Genomic DNA, 18,470 nt, shown 5'->3' with positions numbered 1-18,470 from the left:
ATGGCACAGGCAAATACAAACCGGTTCATTGCGCTTATAACGCTGATTGCCGCACTGGGAGGCTTTCTCTTTGGCTTCGATATGGCCGTGGTGAGTGGCATTATTGAACCCGTAAAAACGCAATACGGGTTATCTTCCTCGCAGGAAGGGTTGTTTGTTTCCTGTGCGCTGCTGGGCTGTATTGCGGGCGTAGCGGTTTCAGGTTATCTCAGTGATAAAACAGGAAGAAAGAAAGTGTTGTTTATTGCTGCTTTCCTGTTCCTGATCAGCGCAGCGGGTTTTGCCTTTTCAACAGCCTATGGAGTATTGATCTTCTTTCGAATACTGGCCGGGATGGCAGTAGGCGTGGCATCCAATGTATCGCCCCTGTACATTTCAGAGATCGCCCCGGCGCATAAACGCGGCGGACTGGTCACCTTTTATCAGTTGGCCATTACTATTGGCATATTATGCGCCTACCTGAGCAACCTGTTTTTACAAAGGAACGCGGCAACCTATACCGGTAGCGGGCAGGGCTTAATTCACTGGTTGTTTATTGAAAACGTATGGCGTGGGATGTTTTTGGTGGGCGTACTACCGGCCCTGACATTTGCCCTGTTACTGCTGATAGTGCCCGAAAGCCCGCGCTGGCTGGTACAAAACGGACAGGCAGCGGCAGCGATGGCGGTGCTCACTAAAACGGCCGGCGAAAAAAATGCGCTCATTGAATTAAAGGCCATCCAGGAAATGGCGTCGCAGAAAAAAGGCGGTTTTGCCGAACTGATGCGTTTGCCATTAAGCAAATTACTCGCTCTGGCCATGGTACTTACGGCGTTGTCGCAACTCAGCGGTATTAACGGGGTTATTTTTTATGGCCCTACCATCATGAAATCGGCCGGCATAGTTACCAGCGACGCACTGTTTTACCAGGTGATCCTGGGGGTTGCCAATACGGTTTTTACATTTTTTGCCATTATGAAAGTAGATAGCTGGGGCCGCCGTCCCTTATACCTGTATGGTTCCATATGCGCGGCAGTAGCGCTGGCACTAACCGGTTTTTGTTTTTGGCTGAACATCACCGGATGGCTGATGCTGGGCTGTATTATTCTCTTTCTTTTGTTTTTTGCGCTTTCGCTGGGGCCCTTAAAATTTGTCATTTCCACCGAAATATTTCCAACCCACATCCGGGGCACGGCATTATCTGTTTGTATTATGACCATGTGGGTATCTGACTGGCTGGTAAACCTTTTATTTCCTATCCTGCGCGACGGATTGGGTATAGCTGTTACATTTTTTATTTTTTCATTTTTCTGTATCCTGTCATTTTTCTATGCCAAAAGTAAACTGATGGAAACGAAAGGAAAGAGTTTGGAAGAGATTGAAAAAATGCTGGCACAAAACGATTGCCGACATGCAACCAACTAATGTAAGCTTGCAGTTTTTCTGCCCCAGATGGGGGCAGGAACATGAAACCTACGATGCCTTTTGCCGAAAAGTAAAAGAAGCAGGATATGATGGTATTGAAGCGCCTGTTTCTTTTGATGCAAATGAGAGAGAAGAACAGGCGAATGCACTTGTTAAGTACAACCTGCTGCTGATAGGCCAGTATTACCAATCATTTGAAAAAGATTTTGCCGAACATAAAAGCAATTATGAAAAACATTTGATCAGTCTGATACAGGCAAAACCGGTGAAGATCGATTCGCAAACCGGGAAGGATTATTTTTCGTTTGAACAGAATAAAGAACTGTTTGACCTTGCCCAAAAACTATCGGAAGAATACAATATCCCTATTGCACATGAAACGCATCGCAATAAAGCATTGTTTGCAGCACATACTTCAAAATTAATTTTAGAACGATTACCCGGCCTGCCTGTCACTGCCGATTTTTCGCATTGGTGTGCAGTGGCCGAAACTTTGTTGGAAGATCAGGAAGAAGCAACCGCGTTGGCCTGCAAACATGCCATTCACATTCATGCACGCATTGGGTATGAAGAAGGACCGCAGGTGAATGACCCCCGTGCACCCGAATGGCAAAATGCATTGAATGCACATTTACAATGGTGGGATGCCATCATTGCCAATCATCAGAATACCGGCGCAGGCGCCATTACAATTACTCCGGAATTTGGCCCCTGGCCGTACATACCATCTGTACCTTATACAAAGCAACCTTTATCGAGCCAATGGGATATCAATGTGTACATGATGCGATTGCTAAAAAAGCGTTATCAGTAACTCCATAAACAATGTAGACCATGCAGAAAACAGGCGAGTTCCATCTTGCTGGGCCATCTGGCGCAACATTGTACTTGTTGCAGGTAAAGACCCTTATGTGCAAAAACCGCTTGTAGATCTAAACAAACCCTATTTGAGACCCGAAGTATTGAAAATAAAAACTGGTTTATAAAATGAAATCCTTCTTTTGCGCACTGCTTGCATTCAGCTATTTCTGCACATTTGCACAAGTAAAAACATCCAATGGCAATGCCAAAGCATATAAAGAATACCATGTTTCGGTAAACGGCAATGATGCCAACGATGGCTCGGCAGGCAACCCTTTAAAAACCATTATGGCGGCGGCCGGCAAAGCCCTGCCCGGAGATATAATTACCGTGCACGCCGGTATTTACCGTGAATCCATCGTACCGCCCCGTGGCGGTAACTCTGATAAAGAAAGAATTACTTATCAGGCAGCCAAAGGAGAGAAGGTGGCCGTAAAAGGATCAGAAGTAGTGAAAGGCTGGCAAAAGCAAGAGAATGATACCTGGGTGCTGAAGCTACCCAACAGTTTCTTTGGAAATTTCAATCCGTATAAAGAATACATTCATGGCGATTGGTTTTGGCCCAGGCCAAAAGACAGAAAATACCTGCGGGGCGCTGTGTACCTAAATGGCGATTGGCTGATGGAGGCAGCGAAAAAAGAAGAAGTGCTCAACAAAACAGCTGATGCAAAAAATCCACTTTGGTGTGCAACAGTGGATGCCGACAGCACCACCATCTGGGCGCAGTTTAAAAATGCAGATCCCAATACAGCGCTGGTGGAGATCAATGTTCGCGCAACTGTATTTTATCCCGATAAACCATTCATAAATTTTCTTACTGTTCGTGGATTTACCCTGGAACAGGCCGCTACCAATTGGGCGCCACCTACTGCCGAACAGCATGGCCTTATTGGCACGCATTGGAGCCGTGGCTGGATCATTGAGAATAATGTGATCCGGTATTCAAAATGCGTGGGCATCGCACTGGGTAAATATGGCGATGAATTCGATAACAGGGAAACCGAATCGGCAAAAGGTTATGTAGGTACTATCAACAGAGCCCTGGCATTCGGTTGGAACAAGGCTACTATTGGCGGGCATCTTGTTCGCAACAATACCATCACTAACTGCGAGCAAACAGGTATTGTAGGCAGCATGGGTTGTGCGTTCAGCATTGTAGAAGGCAATACCATCCACGACATTCACATTCATCGCTTGTTTGATGGAGCTGAACAGGCCGCTATTAAATTTCACGGTGCGGTAGATGTGCAAATCCGCAATAACCATATTTATCGCAGCAATTTTGGTATTTGGCTCGACTGGATGGCCCAGGGCGCACAGATCAAAAACAACCTGATGCATGATAATGACCACGACATTTTCCTGGAAGTGGACCATGGCCCCATGCTGGTAAGCAATAATATCCTGTTATCGAAAACCAACCTGCTGATGAATTCAAGCGGGGCGGCTTTTGTGCACAATATTTTTGGTGGAGGAATGACTATTATTAATTACGACGGACGATTAACTCCTTACCATCTTCCCCACTCCACTTATGTTGCCGGATTACACGATAATCCCGGTGGCGATATCCAGTTTATCAACAACCTCTTTGTAAATGCAGGCAATGCGAGTCAATACAGTAAGGCGCTGATGCCAGTAACCTTTGACGGGAACGTTTATACAAAAGGAACGGTAAGAGCCATCAATAATGATAAGCAAATGCAATTTGGCGAGATGGACAAAGATGCAAAAGAGAAAATGAAAAATTACAAAGAACAAGCTGCTGTTGAAAAAAATGCGTTGGTAAAAAATGATTTTGATGCCATTGCTGATTTGTCAACACAAAACGAAACGTTTTTCCTGGAGATCGATCTCGATAAAAACTGGCTTAGCGAACAAACAAGAAAATTAGTAACAACACAATCACTAAGACCGGCTATTGTTCCCAGCCTGCCTTTTGAAAATACAGACGGATCGACACTTAAGATCGATACCGATTATTTAGGCAATCAACGCAATACAGCCAACCCATCACCAGGGGCTTTTGAAATTAAACAAAGCGGAAAACAAAAAATTAAAGTGTGGCAACGATAAAAAATATGCAATGAAAAAATCAAAGCTTTTATTTTTCTCGTTATCAATCTTATGCATTGTTGAAAACAATGTATGGTCGCAGACGACCATCCCGCGAAAAAAACAGCCGGATAATTTTGTCCTTAACAATAACGTAAAAGAGATCATTGTTGTATTTAAAACCCATTTCGATATCGGTTATACGCATCGCGCGAAAGACGTTGTACAATATTACCGTACCGGCATGATTGACAATGCACTCAAAGCCATGGAGGCATCGCAGTCAATGCCTGACGGGCAACAGTTCAAATGGACCTGTCCCGGATGGGTTATGTCGAAAGTGATGGAGCCCTGGCCGGGACAAACAGATGAGCGAAGAAAAAAACTGGATGACGCATTCAGTAAAGGACGCTTTATCACCCATGCCATGCCTTTTACCGTGGAAACCGATGTATGCGAACCGGAAGTAATTACAAGGGGGCTTGGTTTTGCGTCCAAACTCTCCAGACAATATCATCTTCCGCTACCACAATCAGCAAAAGTTACAGACATGCCTTCGCATGGAGGTGAGCTGGCAACAGTGTTGGCGAACGCAGGCGTAAAATTTTTACATATTGGCTGCAACTGGCCAAGTGGCTTTGTACAAACACCAGGGCTTTTCTGGTGGGAAGGGCCTGACGGCTCAAGGGTGCTTACTTTTTACTCCAGCATTTACAGTACTGCCATTGGCCCTGGCTGGTCTTCTGAATGGGGAGGCAATGAACATTTTGTAGGACACGGATTGCTGCCGCCGGCTGACTGGCCCTATAAGGTTTGGCCGGCGATCCTTGTAACAATGGATAATACCGGACCTCCCAAAGAAAGGGATGTAAAAGCACTATTTGAAGAGGCCCGGAAAAAAATGCCGGGAGTAAATATACGTGTGGGTACAATGGACGACTTTGTAAGATCCATACTTGCCGGCAACCCCACCTTCCCTGTTGTTAAAAAAGAAATGCCCGATACCTGGGTGCATGGTATTATGTGCGACCCGGGCGGTTCAAAAATGTCGAGAGATGCTGCGCCCCTGTTAGCTGCAGATGAACTATTGCATACACAGTTGAAAAACTGGAAACTGCCTGTGTCTTCTATTAGCGATTCAATAGCCAAAGCGTATGAAATGATGGCGCTGTATGCCGAACACACCTGGGGCGGTGCGGCTTCTGTTGACAAGTATGGCGATGAGTTCAAACAACTGCCCGCATCAAAATATGCCGGCCTGGAGGCCTCCTGGGAGGATAAAACAGATTACATCCGCACGGCATGGCGCATTGCCAACAATCTAAAAAAAGACAACCTGCTATTATTGGCACAATCGGTAAAAGCCGCACCCAACAGTTTACTTGTTTACAACCCTTTGCCCTGGCAGCGAAACGGAGTGGTTGACGTGAATGGTGAGCAGGTGTTGGTGAAAAATATTCCCGCAGGCGGCTATACAACTGTGGCTTTGCCGGCTAAGCAAATAGCAGCAACCTCAACCAGTCAATTTATCGAAAATGAATTTTATAAAATAAGTTTTGATGCAACCAGGGGTGCTATCACTTCATTGATTGATAAACGTACCGGCCACAATTGGGCGGCAAACATTTCGGGCAACCAAACAGGGCAATATTTCAACGAACGCTTTACATACGAACAAACTGCAAAATATACAGCCGATTACCAGCAAAAACGCGCCTGGCAGGTATTCGGTGAAAGTGGCGACTGGCTGCATCCGGGTTTATTCAAACCCGGTATGATCTCAGAAAAAATTGTTCCCTATCGCAAAGCTTCTCCTGTTGGCGGAACGCTTAGTGTTGCCACTACCCCGTTACAACAAACGGCAATTGTAAACATGCCTGCCGATACGGCCAATCATTTGCCTGCATCACGTTTAACAGTAACACTCACCGGGGGCCAGCCTTATCTTGATATGGAAATAACAATTCTTAACAAAGCAAAAGATAACTGGCCCGAAGCTGATTGGCTGGCGCTTCCGTTTAATATTCAAAACCCTGTATTTAAGGTATATCGTCCACTGGGCACTATGGATCCGGCAACAGATATTCAAATGGGCGCCAACAAGGATATGTACACAGTAGGGCAAGGAGTAACGATAACCGATGCAACGGGTAAAGGCATTGCCGTGACGCCGCTCGATCATCCGCTCATTAGTTTGGATACGCCCGGCTGCTGGAAGTTTTCATTGAACTTTATACCGAAGAAACCTATTGTGTATATCAACTTATACAACAATCAATGGAATACCAATTACCGTTACTGGTATCCCGGCACCTGGAGTTCACGTGTAAGGATCTGGACATTTGATCGCAACACAGCAAAAGAACAGATCATGACTGTTCCTGCATTGGAAGCCCGCAATCCATTGCAGGCCATAGCTCCTGAAAACAGTTCCCGAAAATTACCCGCCACACAAAAAGGAATTGAACTTTCCCGGAAAGGCGTGTTGGTAACGGCATTTGGCGAAGACCCTGATGGGAATAAAGGAACCCTGCTGCGTTTATGGGAACAGGCAGGAAGCGCAGGAGCAGTAACGATCATGCTTCCGGCAGGGCAACAACGCACGAAAGCCACGCCGGTAGATCTTCGGGGCGAAGTAAACGGGAAGCCTGTCAAAATCATAAACGGGAAATTCAGTTGTACGATCAAAGCATTTGGGCCTGCCAGTTTTATCCTGGAATAGCTCAATAGCAGCAAACAAATAATAAAACTTCTGCAGGAATCTATTTGAGTATTTAATTAATGCTAATTTCTAAACTGCCAATATGAACGAATCGATTTTAAAATTAAACAATGACCTGTCGCAGTATAGCAGCCCCGTCGCCGGCCTGTTTGAACAGCCAAAAACTGCCGCAGAATGGGAAAAGTATATGCTAACCCGCGAGCAGGTTGCCTCCTTTCAGGAACACGGTTTTGTTAGCGGTATCCGCATATTGACAGAGGAACAGGTAGGCCTCCTTAATGAAGAACTGGTAAAGCTTCAATCGGTGAACGAAGAAGAGAAGAAGCTCTTTTATCATTACGAAAGCAATGAGGCGGAAGATCCCGATAAAGTGCTTTTTCATGCCATTGGGGGTTGGCGGGTTACACCGGGCTTTCATGACTTGATTTGGTCGCCTGCTTATCGCATGGCTGCCTACCAGTTATTAGGACAATCATTCAGACTTTTCCATGATCAATTGTTTTGCAAACCGCCGCTTCATGGCGGTGTAGTAGCATGGCACCAGGATTTTTCCTACTGGACGTTTACCAAACCGATGCACCATCTTACCTGCTGGATAGGCCTGGATGATGCCAATACCGAAAATGGGTGTCTTTATTTTTTACCCGGCAGTCACAAATGGGGTTTATTGCCCATTACTGGTCTAACAGGAGATATGAATGCGATCAAAAACGTTTTGAATGAAGAACAAAACACCGTTTTTGAAAATAAGGTAGCCAATGAGTTACCAAAAGGTTATGCGAGCTTCCATCACCCGTTGATGATCCATGGATCGTATGCCAATTATTCTGCGCGCCCCAGAAGAGCTGTTGTATTGAATGCAATGGCCAGCCATACATTGGGAAATACGGCCAACTACGAACGCATGGAGGCCTTGCATAATTTTCCGCCTATGGAGCAGAACAAGGTGCTTGACAGCCGCTTTTTCCCATTGCTGTTTGATGAAAATAAAGAACTGGCGGCTCTGGCGGGTGATATACCTAAAGTTAATGCCGGCGATCTATATAATGATCTGCTATCATCTTAAACCAGGGAAGGTTTAGTTAAAAAAACGAGGGGTTGTGGTTTCAGGTCAAATAAAAAAAGGGGCAAGTAGAAACAAGCCCCTTATTATAGATATATGGTCACATGAGACTATTTAATGGCGATTGCGGCCGGTGCCACCTGCAGTATTGCCTGCAATGCCATAATAACTTTATCGATCTCTGCTATTGTATTGTATTTACTGAACGAGAACCGGATGGTGTTACAATCCGCATTTTTGTTTAAGGCTTTAATAACGTGAGAACCGCTATCGTCACCGCTGCTGCAGGCGCTTCCGCCCGATACGCAAATACCCGCCATGTCCAGCTCAAGCAACAATGACTCGCCATTGGGTGATTTTGGAAAGCAAACACTCAACACGGTATACAATGAATTATCGGGACTGTTAAAGCCTACACCGGGTATGGCCTTCACCAGTTCCTGTTTCATATATGCTTTCAGGTGAGCAATGTTTTTGCTTTCCTGTTCATATTCCTCCATGGCCAACTCCAGGGCCCTGGCAAAGCCCACAATGCCATATACATTTTCGGTGCCCGCCCGCAGGTTCCGTTCCTGCCCGCCGCCATGAATAAGTGGCTGTATTTTCAACTCGCTGTGAACATACAGGATACCAACGCCTTTAGGCCCATGAAATTTATGACCGGCGCCGGAAATAAAATGCACGCCATATTCCAGTAAATTCAATGGATAATGCCCCACGGTTTGCACGCAGTCGGAATGAAAAATGGCGTTGTATTGTTTACAAAGACGCCCAACACGGGCAATATCTAACAGGGCGCCAATTTCATTATTTGCATGCATGAGCGAAACCAGCGGCTTAACCCCTGCCAGGGACAGCTGGTTCAATTGACGCTCCAGGTCATTATAGTCCACTTCGCCGGCCGGTGTTAAGGCCACCAGGGAAAAGGGAATTTGATTGGTGCGGCTATAATACTCAACCGTATGCAAAACGGCATGGTGTTCAATAGGCGATGTAATGATATGTGTGCACCCCAGATCGCGAATGGCCGATGCAATGGCGGTGTTGTTACTCTCGGTACCACCGCTTGTGAAATAAATACCCGCAGGTGGCACGCCCAATAATTGCGCTACCTTTTTGCGGGCAGTTTCAACGCCCAGCCGCGACATACGGCCAACAGAATAAGTGGAAGAGGGATTGCCGAATGTTTCCTTCATATAAGGCAACATGGCGGTAAGCACTTCTTCAGCCAACGGCGTGGTAGCGGCATTATCTAAATATACAGGTTGCTTTGTCATCCGGTGATCAAATTATTTAATACTATTTTTCAGGTTACCAAAAGCGCTCAATCCGCTTTTCAAAAATTGCTTATAGCGTTCCACATCATAGTCGGCGCCCTGCGGCGGCGTCAACAATTGTTTTGATTGAGGATCAAGCAACACATAAAAAGGTTGCGAGTTGGCTTTAAAGTCGCTTGTTTGCAGGTTACTCCATTTATTGCCGATCGTTTTTATACGGCGTCCTTCTGCAGTAGTGAATTGTTCCGCATCGGTCAATGTGGTTTTATCATCAACATATAATTGGATCAGCACATAATCGTCATTGATCAGTTTGGCCACTTCCGCATCGGGCCACACATTCGCTTCCATCTTCCGGCAATTCACACAGGCATGGCCGGTAAAATCGATCATTACCGGCTTGCCTGCATGATGAGCGTAGGCTATACCTTCATCATAATCAAAAAACGGTTGAAATCCTTTCGGCGCCTCAAATAAGTCAGCATACTTATGAGGCGTATTATTATTTGAAAGCTTTTCATGACTAACGCCGGCCGACAGGTCAAAATCCTGGCTCGACATGGGCGGCAGAAACGCACTTACACTTTTCAGCGGCGCCCCCCACAAACCGGGAATAAGATATATCGTAAACGAAAGACAAATGATCGCAATAAATAAGCGCGGGATGGTCAAATGCGCTAGCGGGCTGTCATGACTGAAACGCAGCTTGCCTAATAAATACAAACCAAGCAATCCAAAGATCACGATCCACAAGGCCAGGAAGATCTCACGGTCGAACCACTTCCAGTGATAGGCCAGGTCTACATTGCTCAGGAATTTTAATGCAAACGCCAGTTCAAGAAAACCTAACGTTACTTTTACACTATTGAGCCAGCCACCCGATTTGGGCAATGCATTCATCCACGAGGGGAACATTGCAAACAGGGTGAACGGAAGCGCCAGCGCCAGTGCAAAGCCACACATGCCTACCGCCGGCCCCAGCAGGGCGCCTGTAGTGGCAGCCTGCACCAGCAAAGTGCCAATGATAGGCCCGGTGCAGCTGAATGAAACAAGCGCCAGTGTTGCCGCCATAAAGAAGATGCCGCCCAACCCACTATTGCCCGACTTACTGCTCACTTTATTCACCCAACTGGAAGGCAATACAATTTCAAAGGCGCCCAGAAAAGAAGCGGCAAAAACGACAAGCAGCAGAAAAAAGAAAAAATTGAAAATGCCGTTTGTTGAAAGATCGTTGAGCGCATCGGCGCCAAACAACACCGTTATCAGCAGGCCCAGCAATACATATAATACAATAATACTTAGTCCGTAAGTGACCGCTTTGCCAACAGCCCCCTTCCCTTTTGAGCTCTTTGTAAAAAAGCTCACCGTCATCGGTAACATCGGGAATATACAGGGCATCAGCACGGCGGCAAAACCGCCCAGCAGGCCGGCAATAAAGATGGCAGGCAGGGTTTCGGGCGTTGCGGCACTGGTAGCCGGGGCAACTGTTTGTACATGCACCCCGGTATCCCTGGCATGCGCGGCGGTATCCACGGCAGTTGTAAGGGCGCTGTCGGCCATTGGCGTAAACTCCACATCCTCTGTTGAAACGGTATCCTGCGCATAACCGGTCTGTGTTCCTGCGAACAGCAGCACGATCACCAACAGACAGCCAAACCAGGTTTTACGTATACGCATAAGGGAAGTGTGGGCAATTATTTAATAGTAACATTGAAAGATTGCGTGTCGGGGGGCAGGCATTTTTCATCGTTGCAGGTCATATATTCAACCGAGCCCTTTACAGCAACGGGGAACTTTTTCACTTTTACCTTTTGCTGAAAGATCACTGACTTTTCAAAGAAGGCTACGTTCATGTTGAAGGCAGGTTCCATGCGTACAATTGGCTTTGGTTCCTGGGTAGCGCCATTGAGGGTGTATGCAGCAGCAGGGGCAAATGTAAACGTAGTTTTAACCGGGCCGCCTTCAGCAACCGTTTGAGAATACAAATGCCAACCGGGGTCAATGGTGGCTTTAATAAATACCACCGCTTCGGTTGCACTGATCTTTTTTGCGCCATAACTCCAATGTACCGGGGTAAGGATCTGGGCCTTCCCGTTCAGGAATGGCAATACAAGTACAGCAGCGAAAATCACTTTCGTTGTAAAACGCATAAACTATAATTTAGATCAGGATGGAAAAATAATGATACCAGGAATCGGGTTTGGCTACTAGCCCTTGCTTGTGGAACTAAAGTTGGAGAAGTTTCTTTTTATTTCCAATAGAGTTGCCGTTCTTCCATAAATTTTATGGCAAACAACCATCTTTTCTTAATTTTATTCGCCCAACCCCATCATTAAACGGTAATTCCCGATACTTTTTTCAATATGCAAACCACCGAATTAGACACAGTTGACCTACAGATCCTGCGCCTGCTGCAAAAAGACGCTTCTCTTACCAATAAGGAGATCGCTTTTGAACTCGACAAATCTGTAGCTACGGTACATGAACGCATCAGAAAATTGAAAGAACAGGGCTATATAAAGAAGATCGTCGCCCTGCTCGACCGGAAGAAAGTAAACCGGGGGCTTATCGCTTTTTCCCAGGTGCTGTTAAATGACCATACGGCGCAAACCCTCGCCACCTTTGAAAAAGAAGTGTCCCGCTTTCCCGAGGTGATGGAATGTTTTCAAATGACCGGCACTTTTGATTTTATTCTGCGCATCGCTACCAGCGATATGGATGCCTACCATGATTTTTATAGAAATAAACTGGCTACGTTACCGAATATCAATACCGTTCAAAGCTTTTTTGTATTATCAGAGACTAAAAGCATTACAGCCTATCCTATTTAATGAGCTGAGGCTCTGTTATAGCACCGGCTGCATATTACCCGCTTTATGCCGGTGCAGCCACTGGTTGGCTTTATACATTAACCAGGCGCTGCCGGCGCCCACAAGCGCGCCTGCAGCCACATCGGACGGATAATGAACACCCAGGTACATTCTTGAATAGCCTACTGAGCCCGCCCAGGCATAGGCAGGCACCGCCACCCACCATTTATGAAAAGCCAGTGTAAGGGAAGTGGCAGTAGCAAAAGCTTCTGAGGTATGGCCCGATGGAAAAGAAGGCCCGCCGCCCGAACTGGCCGGCACTATATAAGGATCGGTTGTAAATGGCCTGTTGCGCCTGATCGTATATTTTAATCCCCACGTAATTAGCGAGGAGGCAACCAGTGACTCTGCCATGTACCATCCTTTTTGAACAGTAGTTTTTTCTCCCCTGGCATACCCTGTGGCCAATACCGACAGGGGCACTAACATACTTACATAATTTGTTGAATTGGATAAATGCTGAAAAAATTCAGTGGGTTCTTCCTTACGATCTTCCATGAGTTCTACAACAACTGCCAGGTCGGGCCTCGTCGCCTGCGCCTTAACCTTAGCCGCTAAGAAAATTGGAAATACTGTAAATACAATCAAATATTTCATTGCTTATTGCTATTTAAACCTGAGGTTCATGGATACAATATTTGCATTCATATTAATATTCTTGGTATAATGTCCATAACGCAGTTCTATCATATTCCAGTGTTGAACACCAAAAACTCCGTTAGGCGGCGCCAGCCGGATGCCCGCTCCCACGAAATTGCTGTTGAACTTCGACAGATCATAGTTGCTGGTATAAAATTCATCGGCCGCCGTATGTTGCCCGTAAGGTTTAAAATACTTTATGGCCGACTGACTGTAGAAGCGGTAAAATGGGCTGATGGAAAAGAACGGGGTAATTTTCACCGGCACTTCCAGGTTCACCGTGTGCGACGAAACACCCCAATCATCTTTATAATAACGATAATAGGTGCGAATGATAATGTTGTCGCCCAGAAAATAATTAGCGCGGAAACCTAACGGTACCTTTAAACGGGAATCGGGCAACTTCTCCTCGTGCACGCTGCCATCAGTAAAATACACCCGGTAAAAGGGAAGACTCAAAAATCCCTGCTGCTTCACCAGGTCGGCCAGAAACATGATCTGCAGGTTTTTATTAATGACCTGCGACCACGACAAAGAACCAGCGAAGGTATTTCGGTTGTCAGAACCATAGCTATCTCCCCTGCCACCACCTCCCCCGGTCCTCAATTCAGTAGGCGTCACCAGTTTAACCTGGTCGAAATAGGCCTGCACCTTTGCAGAAAATTCCCCGTTCCGGTCTTTCGTTTTTTGGGAAAAACCTATATTAGCCCCGAAGGACTGATAATCGAATTCAGTAGAAGAAGAAACCCCTGCACTTATCGTTGTGCCTTTCTTTTCATTTTCCATACTCCAGGCCAATGAAGGATAAATACGGGTATCGGCATGCGAGGCAGAAGAATTGGCCTTCAGGTCTATCTGGTCTGAAGAGGCAGATGTATAATGGTCGATCCCTATTTCCAGGTCAAATGCATGCTTTCGGAGCTTACGGTCATACTTAACCAGTTTTACATCAATTACATTGGCAATATCAGTGAGCTTTTGTGTTCCAATGCCGCCGGTAACCGCAGCATGATCGCCCATCTGGTTGTAGTAGCTTGATACCAGGTTGACCTCATCTACTTTCAGTTTCCTGCTTTGAAAGCCGGTAGTGTCGGGGTTCTGTTGAGAAAATGATCTTAACAACGCAGCAATTCCCAAAACAGTCAGGAATATTTTCTTCATTTTGAAAATCGTTTTACAAATTAATTAATTACAACCGCAGCCGCCACCGCTTTTACCGGCATTGGCTCCTGAAGCACCTTCGCGGTATCCCTGAAAACTGAGCTCTGTTTTCTCCACCTTGCGGTTGCTGAGGTTCATTTCCCCATCGTTGATCTTGCTTTTCTGGTATTCTTTCACCGGCTGGCATCCTGTTGTTGCCAGCATAAGCATGCCCATGGCCAATAAGAACACTGGCATTATTTTCGTTTTGCCGTTCATGTTAATTGAATGTTTTTGGTTGAATAAATAGTATTATGCTCATCAACAATGATGCAGCTTAAATAGTGGATCTGGTTTATGAGATGAAGCCCTGCCTGCACGCCCATCACCATCACCGGGGTAGCCATGGCATCGGCAATTTCAGCATAAGGGCTTATAATGGTAACGCTTTTAATACCCGTTACCGGCAAACCTGTTTTGGGGTTAATGGTATGGGAATATTTCTTCCCGTCGATCATTACATATTTTTCGTAATTGCCTGAGGTGGCAATAGCCAGGTCAGAAATATTGAGCCAGGAAAAGGCCCTGCGGGCATCATCGGGATGGGCTATGCCAATGGTCCAGGGTTGCTGATCAGCCTGGCGGCCCCAGGTAACCAGATCGCCGGAAGCATTGACAATACCGCTGTGCACGCCTTCTTTTATCAATAGTGCTTTTGCCATATCAGCCGCATACCCTTTACCTATACCACCGAAACCAATGCGCATTCCTTTTTCTTTCAGCATCACGGTACCGCTTGCTTTATCAAGGAGCACATTGCGGTAATTGATCAACCGCACCATTTTGCGGGCAGTTTCCTTATCAGGCAGCCGGGTCATATTACGGTCAAAATTCCATAGGCCCTTGTCTATTGAACCATAAGTAATGTCAAAAGCGCCGTCGGTAACAGCTGAGATCCTAAGCGATCTTTCGATGAGGTTAAAAACTTCCGTGGATACATTCACCGGCTGAATACCGGCATTCCTGTTGATGAGGTTGGTTTCACTGTTGTCGTCGAATGTGGTAAACAGTTTTTCAATCCTTTTGATCTCCGCAACGGCGAGGCCGATCTTTTCCTTCGCCCAGGCTTCATTATCGGCTACCACCGTAATTTCAAAAGTATTACCCATCAGCCGTTGTGACTGTTTGTATTCCAGCAAAGCCGATTTAGTTATTGTTTGCATGTAAGGCAGATTTGATCTGATCAATAAATAACCGGCTGTCGTTCCCCGGAAAGCCTTCCCAGGTTTTAATGACCCTACCATCTGCTGTTAAGAGTAACGTAAAAGGGAATTTGCCCAATGGATTGTATTGCCCGGCCAGTGCATCATTCCGTTCCTGTATGTCCTTCGGCAGCTGGTTCTTTTTACTACGCGGAAAATCTGCATTGAACAATACCAATGAACTGGTAGCCAGTTCGCTAAATGCATCGCTTTCAAACACTTCCTTTTTCAACCGGATACATGGACCGCACCAATCAGAGCCGGAAAAATTCAGCAGAAGATACCGGTCATTTTCTTTCGCCAGCTTTTTAGCTTTTTCGAAATCGGTTTGCCAGTCGGCGAATGACCCGCTTATGCCGGTGATCAAGAGCACGAAAAGAAATTTCATAAATAAAAAAATTGTGCCTGGCCAGCTCATGGCGGCCAAAACGAATTATTAAAACTGATTGATCTTTCTCAGTTTGTAGCAGTAAGGTCCAGGTTAACAGCCCTGTATTGGGGCATTTTCAATATGGCGTCGTTTTGTCCCTTAAAAACTTAACTTGTATGTAAGGGTTGGTATAACCGGGAAAAACGGTATTTCCTTTATATATGGTTTTTTAGTCTGCGGATCAATTGATCTGTAATAAAATTGTGTATTCTTATGCGCATATACATTAAATACCGACAACACCCACTCACTTGTAAAGGTCCTGTTTGCAGCAGCCCTGCTTTTTTTATAGGAAACGCTTACATCTAACCGGTTATATGGCGAAAGCTGGTGGTTATAGGCTTCATTATGATCATCTTCATCATACAAAGGATTGCCATTCTGATTGCCTGAACCTGAATTTAATGTCACAGACCGGCCACTTGTAACATATGCCGTGGCAGAGGCTGACCAATGCTTATCAAAGTCATAATTGCACAATACATACAGACTGTGTTTTCTGTTGATGGCCAGTGGAAAAGCAACGCCCTGGTTCAATGAATCAAACTGTTGAAATGCATTGGTGAATGAGTAGGAGATCCATCCCTTTATTCTTCCAATGGTTTTCCTGACGATAAATTCACTGCCATAGCTCCAACCTTTACCAAAAATCAGCTGATCTTCCAGGTTGTTGTCTATTACAGAAGAGGACCCGCCTCCTTTTAACAGCAACTGGTCACTCATTGTTTTATAATAAACTTCCAGGCTTGCCTGGTACATTTTTCCACTTACATTTTTATAAAAGCCGGCAGATACCTGGTGACTGCCCTGTGGCCTCACTTTGTTGCTGCTTCCCATCCATATTTCGGCCGGGAATGTGGCATTGTAACTTTGCACCAGGTTAATATACTGATGCATATTGCTGTAAGACAATTTTACGCTGCTGTTGGCCCCGGTGAGATATAACAACGATAACCGCGGCTCAACATTCATATACTGCACATCAACTTTCCGGTAAAGGGGTATTCTTACCCCTGCATATATATTGAATCTGCTGCTTATTTTATAATCATCACCCACGTAAGCAGCAAAACGGTCGGAACTTCTTTGAGGAATGTCATTTTCATTGATGCCTAAAAACCCTGCCGACGAAACCTTATCAGATAAAGTAGCAGGGAAAAGCGATTGCTGCAGGTAGTCGGCCCCAACCCGTATCCGGTGCGACACATTCGGGTAATAATACAGGTCGGTGCGTGCATGAAGATCGCGGATGCCGGAATACAATTCTGCAAAATAGTTTTTCTCAATAGTGGAAAGCCGCTGAAAATACGAAGTATAAACCAGGGAAGTATTGGAAAACAGTTTTTTTGAAAAAACATGGTTCCACCGGGCACCAAAGGTCCGGTTACCGAATGCGATATTATAATCTATGTAATCCTCTTTGTTATAACCATCATCTTCACCATTCGAATTATAAGCGCCTTTGTCGTACCCCTGGTAAATGCTGAAATATACCCGGTCATTGGGCGATAGCTGAAATTGCAGTTTCGCATTCAGATCGTAAAAATAATAATTGCTGAAATAGGCGGTCGTTGAAACCGGGCGAAGCAGGTAGTCGATCGTACTTCTGCGGGCCGACAAAAAGAAGGAGGATTTACCCGGAATTATAGGCCCACATAAGGCCAGTGAAGAGGTCATGGTGCCCAGTTGTAATTCGCCGCCCAACTGCTGATCGCTTCCGTCTTTCATTTGCACTTCGAGCACTGAACTCAGATTATCGCCATAAGAAGCAGGAAAACCGCCCTTTAACAACGTCGCTTTCTTAATGGCCGGAGAATTGAAAACACTTACCAACCCCAACAGATGGCCCGGGTTATAGAGCGTGGCTTCATCGAGTAATACCTGGTTCTGATCGGCATTGCCGCCTCTTACAAGGTATCCTGCGGTTCCATCCATGCCGGCCTGAACCCCTGCCGACAATTGTACCGCATTGATGATATCGCCATTGCCGCTCACGGCAGGTGTTGCAGTTATCATATCGGCCGTGAGGTCGATCAGGTCTACCTGGTTCCTGGTAACGGCATTATCCTTATCGTTCACTACAATAACCGGTTTGAAGGTAAAAGAATCTTCCCGATGATTGAGCTGTATATTCAGCTTCACGTCTTTACGGCCAGTTAAAACAGTTCGAAAGGTTTGATAGCCGGTATAGGATATTTCTACTTCAAGAGAATCTGCAGCAGGTATTGTAATGGAATAAAACCCATACCTGTTCGACACCGTCCCTCTTTTGATGGCCGGGAAATAGATATTGGTGCCAATCAGCAGCTCTCCGTTCTTTTTATCACTGGTAAAACCACTGAGCGTTACTTTGCTTTGCTGGCTTTTTTGTAAGATCACCTGGTTACCGCTAATACTGAACGTAATACCGGTTCCTTTAAACAGGTTATTCAATACATCGGTCATCGGCTGATCGATGGCCCTGAACGAGATCCTGCTTAGCCCCGAGATCAGCGCTGCATCATAGGCAAACCGGAAAGATGATTGCGATTCTATATTCAAAAGTATATTTTGCAGCGATTCATTTTTTACGTCGACAGTGATCTTTTGCTCTTTATCAGTGATGGTTTGCGCCCTTAACCCGGCGGTAAACAGCAATACAAATACTGCAAGTGAAGCCACCTGCAATAACACTTTATTAACTACCCCAATGGTAACAGGCCACATCGTTTTCTTTTTGCTATGGTACAGTATTCCTGGTTTTACTG

General features: G+C 45.6%; 15 protein-coding genes. 6 read left to right on the top strand and 9 right to left on the bottom strand.

Going from position 1 to position 18,470, the window contains the following annotated elements; translation table 11 throughout:
• The 5 genes from A3860_RS15145 (at nucleotide 1) to A3860_RS15125 (ending at nucleotide 8,108) form a co-directional block, all read left to right on the top strand.
• Entirely contained in the window at nucleotides 1–1,404 is a 1,404-nt protein-coding gene (locus A3860_RS15145) for a sugar porter family MFS transporter (protein WP_081147555.1), read from the top strand.
• Nucleotides 1,391–2,218 (top strand): xylose isomerase, encoded by an 828-nt coding sequence (locus A3860_RS15140; RefSeq protein WP_081147554.1) that lies wholly within the window; start codon nucleotides 1,391–1,393, stop codon nucleotides 2,216–2,218. Before A3860_RS15145 ends, A3860_RS15140 begins: the two co-directional genes overlap by 14 nt.
• Before the next feature lie 173 nt (nucleotides 2,219–2,391).
• Entirely contained in the window at nucleotides 2,392–4,341 is a 1,950-nt protein-coding gene (locus A3860_RS15135; protein WP_081147553.1) for a right-handed parallel beta-helix repeat-containing protein, read from the top strand.
• Nucleotides 4,342–4,351: 10 nt separating this feature from the next.
• On the top strand, nucleotides 4,352–7,042 hold the full coding sequence (locus A3860_RS15130; RefSeq protein WP_143774109.1) for a glycoside hydrolase family 38 N-terminal domain-containing protein: 2,691 nt from the start codon (nucleotides 4,352–4,354) through the stop codon (nucleotides 7,040–7,042).
• An 82-nt stretch (nucleotides 7,043–7,124) separates the two neighbouring features.
• Nucleotides 7,125–8,108 carry a phytanoyl-CoA dioxygenase family protein gene (locus A3860_RS15125; RefSeq protein WP_081147551.1) on the top strand — a complete coding sequence of 328 codons (984 nt, stop codon included), beginning with the start codon at nucleotides 7,125–7,127 and terminating at the stop codon, nucleotides 8,106–8,108.
• Nucleotides 8,109–8,215: 107 nt separating this feature from the next.
• Here the strand turns inward: A3860_RS15125 and A3860_RS15120 are convergent, their stop codons facing one another.
• The 3 genes from A3860_RS15120 to A3860_RS15110 are packed head-to-tail and all read right to left on the bottom strand — an operon-like array spanning nucleotide 8,216 to nucleotide 11,532.
• Nucleotides 8,216–9,382, bottom strand: coding sequence for a cysteine desulfurase family protein (locus A3860_RS15120; protein WP_081147550.1), 1,167 nt, complete (start codon nucleotides 9,380–9,382; stop codon nucleotides 8,216–8,218).
• Between the two features lie 12 nt (nucleotides 9,383–9,394).
• Nucleotides 9,395–11,059: a protein-disulfide reductase DsbD family protein gene (locus A3860_RS15115; RefSeq protein ID WP_081147549.1), complete on the bottom strand. Its 1,665-nt coding sequence runs from the start codon at nucleotides 11,057–11,059 to the stop codon at nucleotides 9,395–9,397.
• Nucleotides 11,060–11,076: 17 nt separating this feature from the next.
• The gene (locus tag A3860_RS15110) at nucleotides 11,077–11,532 is read right to left on the bottom strand and encodes a protein-disulfide reductase DsbD domain-containing protein (RefSeq protein ID WP_081147548.1); all 456 of its coding nucleotides are present in this window, start codon (nucleotides 11,530–11,532) and stop codon (nucleotides 11,077–11,079) included.
• A 213-nt stretch (nucleotides 11,533–11,745) separates the two neighbouring features.
• On the opposite strand from A3860_RS15110, the gene A3860_RS15105 reads away from it, so the two are divergent.
• Complete coding sequence (locus A3860_RS15105) at nucleotides 11,746–12,213, top strand: Lrp/AsnC family transcriptional regulator (protein WP_081147547.1); 468 nt, start codon at nucleotides 11,746–11,748, stop codon at nucleotides 12,211–12,213.
• Between the two features lie 15 nt (nucleotides 12,214–12,228).
• Here A3860_RS15105 and A3860_RS15100 read toward each other — a convergent pair whose 3' ends face one another.
• The 6 genes from A3860_RS15100 to A3860_RS15075 form a co-directional block, all read right to left on the bottom strand.
• Nucleotides 12,229–12,849: a phosphatase PAP2 family protein gene (locus A3860_RS15100; RefSeq protein ID WP_081147546.1), complete on the bottom strand. Its 621-nt coding sequence runs from the start codon at nucleotides 12,847–12,849 to the stop codon at nucleotides 12,229–12,231.
• A gap of 9 nt (nucleotides 12,850–12,858) precedes the next feature.
• Nucleotides 12,859–14,052, bottom strand: coding sequence for a DUF3570 domain-containing protein (locus A3860_RS15095; RefSeq protein WP_081147545.1), 1,194 nt, complete (start codon nucleotides 14,050–14,052; stop codon nucleotides 12,859–12,861).
• Between the two features lie 24 nt (nucleotides 14,053–14,076).
• A complete protein-coding gene (locus tag A3860_RS15090; protein WP_245843544.1) occupies nucleotides 14,077–14,310 on the bottom strand; it encodes a DUF4266 domain-containing protein in 234 nt (77 codons plus the stop codon).
• Entirely contained in the window at nucleotides 14,307–15,254 is a 948-nt protein-coding gene (locus A3860_RS15085) for an FAD:protein FMN transferase (RefSeq protein WP_081147544.1), read from the bottom strand. Before A3860_RS15085 ends, A3860_RS15090 begins: the two co-directional genes overlap by 4 nt.
• Nucleotides 15,238–15,681, bottom strand: coding sequence for a thioredoxin family protein (locus tag A3860_RS15080; RefSeq protein ID WP_081147607.1), 444 nt, complete (start codon nucleotides 15,679–15,681; stop codon nucleotides 15,238–15,240). The genes A3860_RS15085 and A3860_RS15080 overlap by 17 nt, the downstream gene beginning before the upstream one ends.
• 141 nt (nucleotides 15,682–15,822) lie before the next feature.
• Nucleotides 15,823–18,429 carry a TonB-dependent receptor gene (locus A3860_RS15075; RefSeq protein WP_081147543.1) on the bottom strand — a complete coding sequence of 869 codons (2,607 nt, stop codon included), beginning with the start codon at nucleotides 18,427–18,429 and terminating at the stop codon, nucleotides 15,823–15,825.
• Nucleotides 18,430–18,470 lie beyond the last annotated feature (41 nt).

Source organism: Niastella vici (assembly GCF_002077945.1).
Lineage (GTDB): Bacteria > Bacteroidota > Bacteroidia > Chitinophagales > Chitinophagaceae > Niastella > Niastella vici.
Note: the sequence above shows the minus strand (reverse complement) of the source record. Positions and strands in the feature narration are given on the sequence as shown.

Bases quoted from the DNA above. Each gene is read 5' to 3' on its own strand.
- A3860_RS15145 (WP_081147555.1), top strand. From the start codon at position 1: ATGGCACAGGCAAATACAAACCGGTTCATTGCGCTTATAACGCTGATT.
- A3860_RS15140 (WP_081147554.1), top strand. From the start codon at position 1,391: ATGCAACCAACTAATGTAAGCTTGCAGTTTTTCTGCCCCAGATGGGGG.
- A3860_RS15135 (WP_081147553.1), top strand. From the start codon at position 2,392: ATGAAATCCTTCTTTTGCGCACTGCTTGCATTCAGCTATTTCTGCACA.
- A3860_RS15130 (WP_143774109.1), top strand. From the start codon at position 4,352: ATGAAAAAATCAAAGCTTTTATTTTTCTCGTTATCAATCTTATGCATT.
- A3860_RS15125 (WP_081147551.1), top strand. From the start codon at position 7,125: ATGAACGAATCGATTTTAAAATTAAACAATGACCTGTCGCAGTATAGC.
- A3860_RS15120 (WP_081147550.1), bottom strand. From the start codon at position 9,382: ATGACAAAGCAACCTGTATATTTAGATAATGCCGCTACCACGCCGTTG.
- A3860_RS15115 (WP_081147549.1), bottom strand. From the start codon at position 11,059: ATGCGTATACGTAAAACCTGGTTTGGCTGTCTGTTGGTGATCGTGCTG.
- A3860_RS15110 (WP_081147548.1), bottom strand. From the start codon at position 11,532: ATGCGTTTTACAACGAAAGTGATTTTCGCTGCTGTACTTGTATTGCCA.
- A3860_RS15105 (WP_081147547.1), top strand. From the start codon at position 11,746: ATGCAAACCACCGAATTAGACACAGTTGACCTACAGATCCTGCGCCTG.
- A3860_RS15100 (WP_081147546.1), bottom strand. From the start codon at position 12,849: ATGAAATATTTGATTGTATTTACAGTATTTCCAATTTTCTTAGCGGCT.
- A3860_RS15095 (WP_081147545.1), bottom strand. From the start codon at position 14,052: ATGAAGAAAATATTCCTGACTGTTTTGGGAATTGCTGCGTTGTTAAGA.
- A3860_RS15090 (WP_245843544.1), bottom strand. From the start codon at position 14,310: ATGAACGGCAAAACGAAAATAATGCCAGTGTTCTTATTGGCCATGGGC.
- A3860_RS15085 (WP_081147544.1), bottom strand. From the start codon at position 15,254: ATGCAAACAATAACTAAATCGGCTTTGCTGGAATACAAACAGTCACAA.
- A3860_RS15080 (WP_081147607.1), bottom strand. From the start codon at position 15,681: ATGAAATTTCTTTTCGTGCTCTTGATCACCGGCATAAGCGGGTCATTC.
- A3860_RS15075 (WP_081147543.1), bottom strand. From the start codon at position 18,429: ATGTGGCCTGTTACCATTGGGGTAGTTAATAAAGTGTTATTGCAGGTG.